We start from the raw sequence: 14,370 nt of genomic DNA, 5'->3' as shown, positions 1-14,370 counted from the left end.
TTTATTTCTGCGCATCCTGAATGGCTTTGACCAGATCGGCCAGATCCGGATTTGCTTTGGCAAAGTCGTCATAGACAGGCTGCATTGCATCCTGGAAAGCCGCTTTGTCAGCGATTTCGTTGACTTCGATACCGGCATCAATGACTTTCTGCTTGGACTGTTCAGCACGTTCTGCCCAGGCAGCACGCTGTACCGTTACCGATGCATCTGCTGCTTCTTGGACGATTTTCTTTTCATCGTCCGACAGGCTGTCATAAAGCGCCTTATTGATGCACAGGCACTCCGGCAGGATCAGGTGCTGGGTAACTGAGTAGTATTTCGCTGCCTCAAAATGGCCCGAGCTGTCATAGGACGGATAGTTGTTTTCCGCCCCGTCAATCACACCGGTTTTCAGCGACTGGTAAACTTCGCCGTATGCCATCGGGGTTGCGTTGCCACCAAGGGCTGCGACCATCTGAACATACAGATCGTTGCTCATCACACGGAATTTAAGGCCTTTAAGGTCTTCTGGCGTGTTGATCGGGTGCTTGGTGTTATAGAACGAACGTGCACCTGAATCATACCAGCCGAGCGGCTGCAAGCCAGCTTCGATCAGGCCATCGGCAATCTGCTGACCAGCCGGACCGTCCATGACTTTGTGCATGGCATCGACGTTTTTAAAGATGAAAGGCAGCGAAACAACGTTTGCTTCGGGAGCCACTTCACCCAGCGGGCCGAGATTGAATACAGCCCAGTCCAGACCACCAAGACGCACCTGCTGGATCGCATCAGGCTGATCGCCCAGAACGCCGCCGTGGTAAACCTTGGCTTCAAGGTCGCCACCGGATTTTTCATTGATGATCTTGGCAAATTCTTCCATGCCAGTCGAAACCGGATATTCTGGCGGATGAATGTTCCAGCCGCGCCATTCTTTGGCCTGTGCACCGGATGCAAGTGCGACCGATACGGCCGCTGCCGCAATCGTAAGAGTCGTGGTTTTCAAAAAGTTGTTCATTGGAGTCCTCCCGTGACTTTTTGTCGTGGTACGTTAAAGCCTTGTTTTCCCTAAAAGGAACTTTTGTTGTTAGCGAACCTTACAATTTGTCACTTGTAACGACAAGTCCAAGGTTAATTAACAACTAGTCTAATAGTCCCGCCGTCGTTTCCTGCGCACCGATTGTTATTGTGGTGTCACAAATAGCTACCCCGACAGAACCACCTGCCGGGATAACAGGAAGGGCCCGTTAAACCAACGGACCCGCCCCTGACCTAGGCCGCGCGCAAAGCCCCATCGCCAAACGCCTTGCGGATGACCTCCGCCAGCATGTCGTGTTCTTCGACGCTCAGGTCCGTCAATGGACTGCGCACCGGACCGGTATCGCGCCCGATGACGCGCATGCCCGCCTTGACGATTGAAACGGCATAGCCCCGTCCACGGTTACGGATATCAAGATACGGATAGAAGAAATCCATCGTGATCCGGTCCATGGTGGCATGGTCATCACGCGTCAATGCGTCATAGAATTCCAGCGCCTGTTGCGGCAGAAAATTGAAAATTGCCGATGAATAGGTCGTCATGCCCGCTGCCTTATAGGCCTTGGCAAAAACTTCTGCGGTCGGCATCCCACCGATATAAGACAGACGATCGCCCATCGTGGTGCAGACCTTAGTCACCATTTCGATGTTGCCGTGACCGTCCTTGAACCCGACAAGGTTCGGACAGACATCGCACAACTTCGAAAGCGTCTCAGCCGAAAGGATCGAATTATCGCGGTTATAGACAATCACCCCGATATCGACCGCATCACAGACCGCCTTGACCCGTTCATACATACCGATCTGTTCGGCCCCGATCAGATATTGCGGCAACAACAGCAATCCGTCCGCACCGGCCTTTTCACATGCCTGTGCGAGTTCAACCGCCATCGCCGTGCCATAACCGCACCCGGCAATGATCGGTGTATCACCGGCAACTTCCTTGGCCGCACGAACAGTTTCAACAACCTCGGCCGGGGTCAGGGAAAAGAATTCCCCGGTGCCGCCTGCGGCAAACAATGCCGTTGCCGGGAATTGCGACAACCAGCCGACATGTTCGCGATAGGTCGCAAGATCAAGCGCGCCCTGCGCGTCAAAAGGCGTCACCGGAAAGGATAATAACCCGGCGCCAATCGCCTTTTTCATCTCAAGATAATGCATCAACGGTCCTTCAATTCTTTAATACGGCGTAATAACTATGACGAATCTATAAATTCATCATATTACTTTGTCAAACATATTACCAAGATATCTATTCCAACGCAGAATACCTTGAAATTTGCGGTATTTTCAGCGGGTTTAGGGCCATTCTACTTTGGTATGATGACTGAAATTTTACCGTTAATCGCCCGAATCGGATAAATTGGTATGATGACTTTGAGGTCGATTCCCTTTAAGCTCCGTCACCCCGCAACGCCCTGAAGAAACAGCGAAAACAGCGAGAACAACTGGAATGACCAACATCACCGAGGCAAGCCGCATCCTTGCCACCGCCTTTACCGCGCACCAACTGATTGATCCGTTGCCAGCCGATCTTGCCCCCGACTGTTTTGACGCGGCCTATGACATTCAGAATGAAACCCTGAAACAGACCGGCGCCAAACAGGCCGGCTGGAAAATTGCCGTCGCCACCCGCGCGGCACAGGAAAAAATCGGAAGTGACGGCCCGCTGATTGGCCCGCTGCTCGATGGGCGTATCCTTGGCGACGGTGCGTATCTGACCACCAACGACCTGCATTTCCCCAACATCGAAGCGGAAATTGCCGTGGTCATGGCAAGTAGCCCCGCAGCAGGCACCACGCCAGACAGCATCCTTGATCACATCAAAAGCGTGCATCTGGCGATTGAGATCGCCGACCGGCGCTTTCATGAAAAACAAAACCCAATGCAAACTCTGGCTGATTTGAACTCAACCGGCTATTTCGTGCTGGGTGCGGAAATTGAAAACTGGCGCGATATGAACTTTATCGGCGGCACCGTCACCACCAAAAGCAACGGCGAAATCCTTGCGACCAACAGCGATCCCGCTGCCTGGCCGGAAATCTTTAATGGCTTGGCATATCTTGTGAACTTCCTTGCCAAACGTGGTAAGGCGCTGAAACCCGGCGATGTCATCACAACCGGCGCCTGTGCCACTCCAACCATCAGCCCGCATGGCAAAATCGAAGCCATCTTTGACGGGTTGGGAACGGTCACAGCCGAGATTGCAAAAGTCTGATTATTTCAGAACCGCACACAGAACCGACAAAGGCCATGCAGCATTGCCTGCATGGCCTTTTATTTTGATATCTTTGCACGTCTTGCGCGCTGGCGTTTTAGCTTGCCTCAACAAAGCGATGCACCGGCACACCCGGCACATCAACACGCAATGTCACGATCTTGCCCGCATCGGGGAACTCCGCACGTTTTTCCGCGCTGTAATTTTCCTGATGGCTGGTGACATAGAGCGTTTTCATATCCGGCCCGCCAAAGCACGGCATGGTCGGGTTGGGCATCGGCATCGCGATTGACAGCAACAATGTGCCATCCGGGGCAAACCGGTTCAGGTTACCTGCCGACACACCCGCCGACCAATAGCAACCTTCCATATCAACAGCACCACCGTCCGGACGCCCCAGCGTATCATCAAGATCAAGATACCGCTCACAATTGGCAATTGCGCCGGTCTTCGCATCAAAGTCCCAGCGATTGACCCATGGACCACGGGAGTCCGAATGGTACATTTTTGCGCCATCCGGCGACCATGCAAGACCGTTGGAAATCTTGAAACCTGTGATTTTCTCGTCAACGGTGCCATCGGCGGTGATGCGATAGAGCGATGCAATCGCCTGCTTGTCAGCATTGTCATCCATCGTCCCAACCCAGAACGCCCCGTCCGGGCCGATCTTGCCATCGTTGGTGCGGCTGTGAATGCCATCCTCGATCCGCGCCAGTGGCGTGCGCACATCCGTCTGCGGATCAAGGAAAATGATATCCTTGCGCAGTGCGACGATGATGCGGCCCTGATCGGTCAAACCAAAACAGCCCAGTTCACTTTCGAACTTCCACGTCTTGCGCGCGCCGGTTTCGACATCAAGCGCATGAAGCGCACCATCAAGGATGTCAGTCCAATACAGCCGGTTATTCGCAGCGTCCCAGTTCGGGCATTCGCCCAGTGTAAATGTCTCATCAAGCAGAATGCGCGGCTCGTTGAGCCCGCCAGTTACACCTGACATCTGTTCCCTCCCCGGAAATTCATCATATCACATTGACGCCATCCGGTTTGCCGGGGCACCCCGAGCTTGTCAACAAAATTAGCAATTTTTATTTACAGGGGAGCTAACAAGCCGGACGGAAAAAACAGACCGCAGTTTGCCGTCGCGCACCGTGCTTTTGACGCCGCGAAACATAATATACGACCTGATTTTCTAAGATATCCAGCCCGTGTTGCGCGGCGAAATGTCGCCTAAATATCGCGGGCGTGATCGGTGACGCGCTGGCGGGCCTGATGCAAATGATAGCGCATCAAAAGCTCGGCACTATCGCCATCCCCACCGACAATCGCATCATAAATCTGACGATGTTCATTGAGCACTTTTTGCGCACGTTCTTTCGATCCACCGCGCGTGATGTTCAACGCCACCATCATACTTTTGCTCATGACGTCATGCAGGGATGTGAGAATGGTGACAAAGATTTCATTGCCGCTGGCGCGCGCAATCGTCATGTGAAAATCAAGATCGGCCTTGTCGGCGATATCGCCTGCGGCGATGCCATCTTCAAGCATTTTCAAGGCGTTCTGAATGTCACGATGATGGCGCAGGCTGGCACGGTTGGCCGCCATGCGCGCCGTGGTGCCCTCAATCGCAATGCGGGCTTCAAAACAGCGCAACAACCCTGCAACATCACTGACGCCACCAAAGTCGATCAACCCTTGCGGGGGGCGGCGTTTGACAAATGATCCGACCCCTTGGCGGGCATACACCAACCCGTCCGACTGGAGCTTGCGCAAGGCTTCGCGCACAACCGGGCGCGACACGCCAAAGGATGCGCAAATCTCGTTCTCGGACGGAAGCTTGGTCCCCTCGCCCAGATTGCCAGAAACAATCTGTTCCAAGATCTGACCATAAAGCTGGTCTGCAAGTTTTTCACGCTTTTGAAGTTTGAGTTGCAAACCGTTCATCCCCCGAACCACCCCTATTGAACTTGTTATCTTGTCATTTTCACTTGTAAGTTTTATCGGCAAATGACAGGCGGGTAAAGGGCCGTTCGTACCGATCAATCCACCAGTGAATAATCACGGTTTGGCGCAACACCGATATCATCGTCATCAACAAGACCACTGTCGGGACGTTCAATCAGGCTTGGGGTCAGTGTCATAGCACCAATCAATGTTTCATTTTTATCAAGAACCATCACATCGCCAAGTTCCTTGAATTCGGGATGATTATGGACATTGGGCACATGTGATACCGGCTCGACACAGAATGTCTTGCCGTCTTCGGGGATGTAAAATTGCAGGTTAGATAAACTGTCACTGGCCGACAGATGCAAACGATACCCCGCATTATCCCACATCATTTCGGCCTCGCCCTCCCAGCCGGAATAATGCACATCCAGCCCCATATGATGGCGGATCATTTTACCGTCGGAGAAATCCCGACCAAGGTCGATCACGGTGCGTGTGGTCGGCAACATATCGTCGTCAGTGGAAAAACAATCAGCCGCGACAAATGCGACCGATGCGTCCTCGCCACCGGGGAACCACGGGTGCAATCCGATGCCATAGGGCATGGGCGTTCGGCCAAGATGACGCACACCGATTTCAATCGTCACATCGTCCTGCGTGACTTTGAACTCCTGCCAGGCAACATAGACAAACCCGCTGCTGGGATCGTCATGCTTGTGATTGAGCCGCAAGGTATCGACGGTCGGGCGTTCGATTTTCCACTCTGATCCACGACCAAACCCGTGAATGGCATGCGGGCTGGGCGGGCGGTTGGCCGGGACATTGACAATCCGGCCATCAAATTCAAACTGCGAAAATGCCAGTCGATTGGCAAAGGGCACCATCGGGAAACAGCCCAAAGAAGACGGGTTTCCAGATTTAAGCGCCTGATCGGTGACCGGACGCAACAGGTTGATCGTGCCATTACCATCGGGACGCACCCAGTCGATCCGCGATATCGCACCACCTTGTGGCACGATCCCGATCTGGAAAGGTCCACTGTTCCAACGATATTCCGGCGCGTCCCTTTTGGACATGGCAAATGCCTTTATTCTGTTTAAAAATCATATGATGACTTTACATCACCAACAACGTTCGACTATTTGAAGATGGTAAAACAAATCACGCCAAGCAAAGATTAACGTCAGACCGTCATTTTACATCCGGTTGTCTTTACACCGGATTTACCGGACACGCAAAATGAACAAGACCCGTGCGTCAAACACGCCCCGCAAAGTTTCGCTGACCGAAAAGGTCATTGCAAGCCTGCGCCATGAAATTGAAAGCGGCCAGCGCGAACCGGGCAGCAAACTGCCGACCGAACCGGTCCTGACCCAGACATTTGGCGTCAGCCGAACCGTGGTCCGCGAAGCCATCGCGGCACTTAAGGCCGATGGATTGCTTGAACCGCGCCAAGGGGCCGGTGTGTTTGTCCTCTCCCCCGAACCGCGTGGCGATGACAAATCGATTTTTGCAGTCGACTACGCACAGGTATCTGACGTTCTCGAAGTCCTCGAACTGCGCATGGCGGTCGAGATCGAGGCCGCTGGCCTTGCCTGCACCCGAAGCTCGGCCGCACAGCAGGCAAAAATCTATGAAGCCATGCAAAAGATGGAAGATGCCGCCACCCGGGGCGAACCAACGGAACTGGCCGATTTTGAATTCCACCGTGCGATTGCCGCGGCCACCAACAACCGCCGTTATGCCGAGTTTCTTGAACATCTTGGCGACAAAACCATCCCGCGCGCGCAGCTTCGCCGCCGCCCGCCCGAAGTCGAAGATCAGAAAAACTATATGCAGATGATATTGGGGGAGCATCGCTGCATCTATGATGCCATTGCAACGCGTGATGATGACAGTGCGCGCAAAGCAATGCGCGCCCATCTTAGCCAAAGCCAAACCCGCTATCAGAAACTTCTGACCCAGCGATAAGGCTGCACTCCCAAATCCAAGTGCTCAGGAATGGGGTAGCTTCAGATAGCGCAGTTAAGCTTCACCAAGGGCATTGGAAAGTTCCATCATATCGGACAGCACAATATCCGCCCCGGCGTCATAAAGCCGGGTGGCTGCCCTTGCCCGATCATCGGCATAATGGCCACCGCCAACAAAGCCGATGCATTTCATGCCCGCAGCAACGGCCGCCGTCACACCGGCAACGGAATCTTCAACAACAATAGCCTGATTGGGAGCATACCCCATGTCATCGGCGGCATATAAAAACAGGTCCGGTGCCGGTTTGCCGTTGGCAACAAAGTCGGCACTGTAAATCCGCCCGTCAAACCACGGACCAAGTCCGGTGACATCCATGGTTTTTCCCAGACGTTCGATGGAACTGCTTGATGAAATGCAAAATCCAAGCTGACGTTTTTTCAACGCCGCCAGAACGCTATCAATCCCGTCGATTTTAACAAGTTCATGATCATAGCGGGCAAACAGCAGGTCATAGTAAAACGGCTTGAACTGATCGCGAATGTCCTTGCCGGTTTCATCGCGAATATGATCAATCGGGGCTGAACTTGACCGCCCGGTAAAGCGGGCGGCGACTTCCGCCAATGTCAATGGCGCGCCAAAATGGGCAAGCACATCGACAAGTGTCGCAAGCGAGATCGGCTCGCTGTTGACAAGAACGCCGTCGCAATCAAACAGAACGGCATCACAATCAGCAAACAGCTCTCGGATCGCTGCCCCCGAAGGAACAGATCCACTTGCCTGATCGTTTACAGTCTCGTTTCCAGTACCGTTTCCAGTCTCATTTTCTGAGGCCATGTTAAACCTGGCTTGTTACATTTATATGATTGCCATCAGCCTATCGAATGATCCGATTAACCGTCAACAAAAATGAACATTTGACCATTAACTGAACTTTTGATCAAATCAGCTGCCAAATGCCAAACCAAAAGAATAACCGGCGGCCGTCAAAACGTCTGTCAGCCGGGAAAAGCGGAGGAAAAAGACCCACATGAGCCACAACGAAACCCGTTTTATTGGTGTGGATGTTGGCACCGGAAGTGCGCGCGCAGGTGTCTTTGATACCAATGGCAAGCTGCTTGGAAGTGCAGCCCACCCGATTGCCATGAACCGTCCAAAGCCCGATTTTGTCGAACAGGATTCGGAAAATATCTGGCAATCCGTCTGCCAATCGGTTCGTGATGCCATGGCCCAATCGGCCTCCTCCGCCGACCAGATTGCCGCCATCGGGTTTGATGCGACCTGTTCACTGGTCGTCCGCGATCAGGACAACCGCCCGCTTGGCGTGACCCCGAATGGGCCAGATAACTGGGATGTCATTGTCTGGATGGATCACCGTGCGGTGCGCGAGGCTGAGGAATGCACCGCCACCGGGTCACGGGTCCTTGAATATATCGGTGGCACCATGTCCCCGGAAATGGAAGTGCCCAAACTGATGTGGCTTAAACGCCACCACCCTGATCACTGGAACAAGATGGGTGCGGCCTATGATCTGGCCGATTTCCTGTCATTTCGCGCAACCGGCAACACCGCGCGGTCATGTTGTACAGTAACGTGCAAATGGACCCACCTTGCCCATCAGGATGATCCTTGGGATCGTGACTTTCTGTCGGTTATTGGCCTTGATGATTTCAACAAAAAAACCGGGATCGATACCAAGGCGCTTGCGGTTGGCGACCGGATCGGCACGCTGTCGCAACAAGGTGCGAATGATCTTGGTCTGACGACAAATTGCGTGGTTGGGGCCGGATTGATTGATGCCCATGCCGGTGCACTTGGCACACTTGGCGAATATCTTGATGGCAACCTTGATCAGCATTTTGCGATGATTGCCGGTACATCAACCTGCCACATGGCACTATCATCCGAACCGCGCTTTATTAAAGGCGTCTGGGGGCCGTATTTTGGTGCGATTGCACCGGGGCTTTGGCTGAACGAAGGCGGGCAGTCGGCCACGGGCGCGTTACTTGACCACATTGTTGCGATGCATCCGTTTTCCCATGACATGGGCCGAGACGCGCATAAGCTGGCCGGTGAAAAGCTGTTGCCGATGATGGGGCATCAAACCGATCTGGCGCCGCGACTTCATGTTTTGCCTGATTTTCATGGCAACCGGTCGCCACTGGCCGACCCCGAAGCACTTGGCGTGATTTCCGGGCTGACACTTGATCAAAGCGAAGAAAGCTTTTTAAAGCTGTATTGGGCAACCGCCTGTGCGATTGCCTATGGTACGCGCCACATCATCGATGCGCTAAATGACACCGGATATGACATCACCCACATCCACCTAAGCGGCGGACATACGGCAAGTGCCGTTCTGGTCAAACTTTATGCCGATGTCACCGGATGCACGGTTGTGATGTCTGATTGTCAGGAACCTGTATTGCTGGGGTCGGCCATGCTGGCGGCGGGTGCGCTTGATGATGCCGATGGCATCGACGGCCTTGCAAAGGCGGCACGCAAAATGGCGGGCAACGAAACATCCTACGCCCCCGACCCAACGGCCAAGGCGGACCATGACCGTCGATACGCCATTTTCCACATGATGCACACCCAGCGTCAGGCACTTGACGAAATCAGTAAAAACTAAAGTAAATCCGGGGTATTAGGCCCCACGGGTTGCTCATTGATCCTCCGGCCTATCCAAAAGCTGCTTGACGGCTCTTTTGGATAGGGTCAAAACAAAAGGGCCGATGCGTTTGCATCGGCCCTTTCTTTCGCACGCGCAACGGCGGGGTCGGGGGATCATGCAGATTTAAATATCTGCACCGTCACGGCGCGATGCCTTTCAGGGCCGGTCTTAATAAGACCGGCCCTGAATTTTATTCAGCCGGATGTTCGTGGGCAGCCTTGACATCACCGCGTTTCGAACGGCTTTTGGCAAAGGTCCCGACAATCAGCACGAAGAACAGCGGCACGAAGAAGATCGCAAGCAACGTCGCCGCAATCATCCCGCCCAGCACCCCGGTGCCAACTGCAACACGCGCAGCCGCACCCGCACCGGTACTGATCGCCAATGGCACAACACCAAGTGTAAAGGCCATCGACGTCATGATGATCGGACGCAGACGCTGACGTGCGGCTTCGACCGTTGCCTCAAGAAGCCCCATGCCCTGATCGTAAAGTTCGCGGGCGAACTCGACAATCAGGATGGCGTTCTTGGCCGACAAACCAATCGTGGTCAGGATCGCAACCTGGAAATAAACGTCATCTGGCAACCCACGCAGCAAGGCTGCGATCACGGCACCAAGAACGCCCAAAGGCACGACCATCATCACGGAAATCGGGATTGCCCAGCTTTCATACAAAGCAGCCAAGCACAGGAAGACGACAATCATCGACAGCGCATACAATGCCGGTCCCTGCTCGCCTGCTTCGCGTTCCTCATAGGACAGTCCCTGCCACTCAAGGCCGATACCGCCCGGAAGCTTGGCAACCATTTCTTCCATCGCCAGCATCGCATCGCCCGATGCCACACCCGGAGGTGCCGATCCCTGAATGTTCAGCGACGACAAGCCGTTAAAACGTTCAAGACGGGGTGAGCCATAATCCCACTGGGTCGACGAGAATGCCGAGATCGGCACCATTTCGCCCAAGCCGTTGCGGACGTACCAGAAATCAAGATCTTCCGGCATCATGCGGTATTTCGCATCTGCCTGCATATAGACCTTTTTGATCCGACCGTTTTCGATGAAGTCGTTGACGTAGCTCGACCCCCACGCTGCTGCCAGCGTACGGTTCACATCGGCCAGATCAACGTTAAGCGCACTTGCCTTTTCCTGATCAATATTGATCTTGAACTGCGGCATGTCATTGAGGCCGTTCGGACGAACACCCACAACGCGCGGATCCTGTGCCGCCATCCCCAGAAGCTGGTTTCGGGCCGCCATCAGGGCGTCATGGCCAATACCGCCACGATCAACAAGCTGCAGGTCAAAGCCGTTTGCCGTGCCAAGTTCAACAATGGCCGGCGGCGCAAAGGCAAACACCATTGCCTCACGGATTTGAGCAAACGCACCATAGGCACGGCCAATCACCGCACCAACAGCCTGATCAGGACGCGTACGTTCCGACCAGTCCTTCATGTTGACAAAGGCAATACCGGCGTTCTGACCACTCCCGGCGAACGAGAAGCCTGCAACGGTGAAGATACCGTTGACGTTTTCCTTTTCCGCTTCCATGAAGTGGGTTTCGAGCTTTTTGAGCACGCCAACCGTACGTTCCTGCGAGGCACCAGCGGGAAGCTGAACCATCGAGAACATGATGCCCTGATCTTCTTCAGGAAGGAACGATCCGGGCAGGCGCATGAACAACGCCGCCAGACCACCAACCAGAATGACATAGACAAACAGATAGCGCCATTTGCGGTGCACGACATGGTCTACACTGCCCTGATAGAACCGGTTGGTCTTATCAAAGCCACGGTTAAACCAGCCAAACGGACCTTTCTTTGCGCTCGGATCCGCGTGCGATGGTTTAAGCATCGTCGCACACAATGCCGGTGTCAGAACAATTGCCACCACAACCGACAGTGCCATAGCCGACACAATCGTGATGGAGAATTGGCGATAAATCGCCCCCGTAGACCCGGCAAAGAATGCCATCGGTACAAACACGGCTGAGAGAACCAGCGCGATACCAATCAAGGCACCGGTAATCTGACTCATGGATTTCCGCGTTGCTTCGCGCGGCGGAAGCCCGTCTTCATGCATCACACGTTCGACGTTTTCGACCACAACAATCGCGTCATCGACCAGAAGGCCGATGGCCAGAACCATGGCAAACATGGTCAGCGTGTTGATCGAATAGCCAAACGCAGCAAGAATACCGAACGTACCCAGCAAAACCACCGGCACCGCAATCGTCGGGATCAGGGTTGCCCGCCAGTTTTGCAGGAACAGGAACATCACCAGGAAGACGAGAACAATCGCCTCAAACAGGGTGCGAACCACCTCCTCGATCGATACTTCGACGAACGGGGTGGTGTCGTACGGATAGACAATTTCGACACCCGCCGGGAAGAACGGTTTGAGTTCTGCCAAACGGGCTTTGACGGCCTCGGCGGTATCAAGGGCATTGGAACCGGTAGCAAGGTTGATCCCGATACCGGTTGCGGACTGCGCATTGTAGCGCGCAACAACCTCATAGCTTTCGCCACCGATTTCAATGCGGGCAACGTCGCCAAGACGCACCTGCGATCCATCGGTATTGACCTTCAGCAGGATGTTGGCGAATTCATCAACCGTTTGCAGTTTGCTTTGTGCGGTGATGGTCGCGTTGATCTGCTGACCGGGGACGGACGGCGCACCGCCAATCTGACCGGCGGTGACTTCGGTGTTCTGCGACTGGATTGCCGAACTGACGTCCGAAACCGTCATGTTATAGGAAATCATCTTGTTCGGATCGAGCCAGACGCGCATCGCGTGCTGTGCGCCAAACACCTGAACCGAGCCAACACCATTCACACGGGCAAGCGGATCTTCGACCGTGGAGACCACAAAGTCAGACAGATCTTCAGCCGACATCGACCCGTCGCCCGATACAAAGCCAACAACCATCAGGAACGATCCCGATGATTTGGTAACCGTGACACCCTGCTGCTGCACTTCGCTTGGCAGCGACGACATCGCCCCTTGCAGTTTGTTCTGCACTTGAACCTGTGCGATATCGGGGTCTGCTTCGGGTTCAAACGTCAGTGAAATAGACGCCTGACCGTTGGCCGATGAGTTCGAAGACATATACCGCAGATAATCGATGCCGTTCATCTGCTGTTCGATCACCTGTGTGACCGTGTTTTCGACTGTCTCGGCGGACGCACCCGGATAGTTTGCCGAAATCTCGACAGATGGCGGTGCAATAGACGGGTACTGCTCGATGGGCAATTGCCACAACGAAAGTCCCCCCGCCAACATAATCACCAAGGCGATAACCCAGGCGAAGACAGGGCGGTCAATAAAGAATTTTGCCATTGAATACGTCCCTATTCGGCGGCTTTGGCGGTGTCATCGGCGGGTTTAGCCGATCCATCGTCGGCGGCAGTCTCGACCGGCTGCGGCGCGACAGCGGCACCCGGTCCAATGCGTTGGATACCGTCAACAATCAGTTGATCGCCATCTTCCAGACCAGCAGAAACCAGCCAGTTTTCACCCTGCGATTGTTCGATCTGAAGGTCCTTTGACACGACTTTTCCATCGACAGCGACATAAGAATATGCCGTGCCATCAGGACGGCGCATCACAGCTTTCTGCGGGACGAGGAAGGCCCCTTCAAGACGCCCCTGACGCACCTGACCACGAACAAACATGCCCGGCAGAAGTGTGCCATCCGGGTTCGGGAAGACTGCGCGCAACCGAACGGTGCCGGTGGTTTCATTCACCGTTACGTCAGAAAACTGCAAAGTTCCTTTTTGCGGATATTCCGCACCGGTCGCATCAATGATCAGTGACACTTCGATATTACCGGCATCGACACCCTTGATCCGGCCGTTTTTGACAGCCTGCTTGATTTTAAGCAGACGGCCACCGGCCTGCGTCACATCGACATAAATCGGATCAAGCTGGGTAATCGTGGTCAGTTTGGCGGCCTGATTGGCGGTCACCAACGAGCCTTCGGAATAATCCGATGAACTGATCTGACCGGAAATCGGTGCGGTCACCGTCGTGTATGCAAGATCAATCCGGGCCTGTTCAAGCTCCGCACGGGCGGACGCAACTGCGGCCTTGCCCTGTGCCTCGGCGGAAACCGCGTCGTCATAGGTCTGACGGCTGACCGCCTGGGATTTCACCAGCGGGTCATAGCGCGTACGGGTTTTAACAGCCTGATCAAGACTTGCACGCTGGCGCGAAAGTTCTGCCTGTGCGGCATCAACCCGGGCCAGATAAACATCCTGATCAATCATATAAAGTTGCTGGCCGGCTTCAACGATACCGCCTTCGGTAAAGTTGCGCTCCTTGATGATGCCATCAACCTGCGGACGGATGTCCGCCTTACGGAAAGCAACGGTACGGCCCGGCATTTCTTCGACCAGCCCGACAGTCTGCGCTTCAAGGGTTACGGTGCCAACCGGTGTTGCCTGCGGTTGCGCATTGGCCTGTTGCTGACCACCTTCATTTTGCTCGCTACAAGCAGCTACCATAAGGGTAAGCGCTGCGACGCTCGCAAATTTTAAACAAGTTCGCATG

General features: G+C 54.3%; 11 protein-coding genes. 3 read left to right on the top strand and 8 right to left on the bottom strand.

Features of this window, described 5'->3' with window-relative positions; translation table 11 throughout:
- Nucleotide 1: 1 nt before the first annotated feature.
- Both AMM48_RS18260 and kdgD read right to left on the bottom strand, forming a co-directional pair.
- The gene (locus AMM48_RS18260) at nucleotides 2–994 is read right to left on the bottom strand and encodes a TRAP transporter substrate-binding protein (RefSeq protein WP_102785229.1); all 993 of its coding nucleotides are present in this window, start codon (nucleotides 992–994) and stop codon (nucleotides 2–4) included.
- Between the two features lie 254 nt (nucleotides 995–1,248).
- Nucleotides 1,249–2,175: a 5-dehydro-4-deoxyglucarate dehydratase gene (kdgD, locus tag AMM48_RS18255; protein WP_102785228.1), complete on the bottom strand. Its 927-nt coding sequence runs from the start codon at nucleotides 2,173–2,175 to the stop codon at nucleotides 1,249–1,251.
- Between the two features lie 292 nt (nucleotides 2,176–2,467).
- Here kdgD and AMM48_RS18250 point away from each other — a divergent pair, with 292 nt between their 5' ends.
- Nucleotides 2,468–3,232, top strand: a complete 765-nt coding sequence (locus tag AMM48_RS18250; RefSeq protein ID WP_102785227.1) for a fumarylacetoacetate hydrolase family protein — start codon at nucleotides 2,468–2,470, stop codon at nucleotides 3,230–3,232.
- 97 nt (nucleotides 3,233–3,329) lie between these two features.
- Here AMM48_RS18250 and AMM48_RS18245 read toward each other — a convergent pair whose 3' ends face one another.
- From AMM48_RS18245 to AMM48_RS18235, 3 genes are all read right to left on the bottom strand, one after another.
- Nucleotides 3,330–4,229: an SMP-30/gluconolactonase/LRE family protein gene (locus tag AMM48_RS18245; protein WP_102785226.1), complete on the bottom strand. Its 900-nt coding sequence runs from the start codon at nucleotides 4,227–4,229 to the stop codon at nucleotides 3,330–3,332.
- A gap of 230 nt (nucleotides 4,230–4,459) precedes the next feature.
- On the bottom strand, nucleotides 4,460–5,176 hold the full coding sequence (locus AMM48_RS18240; protein ID WP_102785225.1) for a FadR/GntR family transcriptional regulator: 717 nt from the start codon (nucleotides 5,174–5,176) through the stop codon (nucleotides 4,460–4,462).
- A gap of 95 nt (nucleotides 5,177–5,271) precedes the next feature.
- The gene (locus AMM48_RS18235) at nucleotides 5,272–6,258 is read right to left on the bottom strand and encodes an aldose 1-epimerase (RefSeq protein ID WP_102785224.1); all 987 of its coding nucleotides are present in this window, start codon (nucleotides 6,256–6,258) and stop codon (nucleotides 5,272–5,274) included.
- A gap of 163 nt (nucleotides 6,259–6,421) precedes the next feature.
- On the opposite strand from AMM48_RS18235, the gene AMM48_RS18230 reads away from it, so the two are divergent.
- On the top strand, nucleotides 6,422–7,153 hold the full coding sequence (locus AMM48_RS18230; RefSeq protein WP_102785223.1) for a FadR/GntR family transcriptional regulator: 732 nt from the start codon (nucleotides 6,422–6,424) through the stop codon (nucleotides 7,151–7,153).
- Between the two features lie 54 nt (nucleotides 7,154–7,207).
- On the opposite strand, the gene AMM48_RS18225 is transcribed toward AMM48_RS18230, so the two are convergent.
- Nucleotides 7,208–7,987, bottom strand: coding sequence for an HAD family phosphatase (locus AMM48_RS18225; RefSeq protein ID WP_102785222.1), 780 nt, complete (start codon nucleotides 7,985–7,987; stop codon nucleotides 7,208–7,210).
- Nucleotides 7,988–8,180: 193 nt separating this feature from the next.
- On the opposite strand from AMM48_RS18225, the gene AMM48_RS18220 reads away from it, so the two are divergent.
- Complete coding sequence (locus AMM48_RS18220; RefSeq protein WP_102785221.1) at nucleotides 8,181–9,779, top strand: FGGY-family carbohydrate kinase; 1,599 nt, start codon at nucleotides 8,181–8,183, stop codon at nucleotides 9,777–9,779.
- A gap of 232 nt (nucleotides 9,780–10,011) precedes the next feature.
- Here AMM48_RS18220 and AMM48_RS18215 read toward each other — a convergent pair whose 3' ends face one another.
- Together AMM48_RS18215 and AMM48_RS18210 are read right to left on the bottom strand one after the other, a co-directional pair.
- Nucleotides 10,012–13,158 (bottom strand): efflux RND transporter permease subunit, encoded by a 3,147-nt coding sequence (locus tag AMM48_RS18215; RefSeq protein WP_102785220.1) that lies wholly within the window; start codon nucleotides 13,156–13,158, stop codon nucleotides 10,012–10,014.
- A gap of 11 nt (nucleotides 13,159–13,169) precedes the next feature.
- Complete coding sequence (locus AMM48_RS18210) at nucleotides 13,170–14,324, bottom strand: efflux RND transporter periplasmic adaptor subunit (RefSeq protein ID WP_240626417.1); 1,155 nt, start codon at nucleotides 14,322–14,324, stop codon at nucleotides 13,170–13,172.
- Between the last annotated feature and the right edge of the window lie 46 nt (nucleotides 14,325–14,370).

Origin of the sequence: Thalassospira sp. GB04J01 (assembly GCF_000751115.1) — a bacterium.
GTDB classification, from domain to species: domain Bacteria; phylum Pseudomonadota; class Alphaproteobacteria; order Rhodospirillales; family Thalassospiraceae; genus Thalassospira; species Thalassospira lucentensis.
This window is presented reverse-complemented; position numbering and strand designations above follow the sequence as displayed.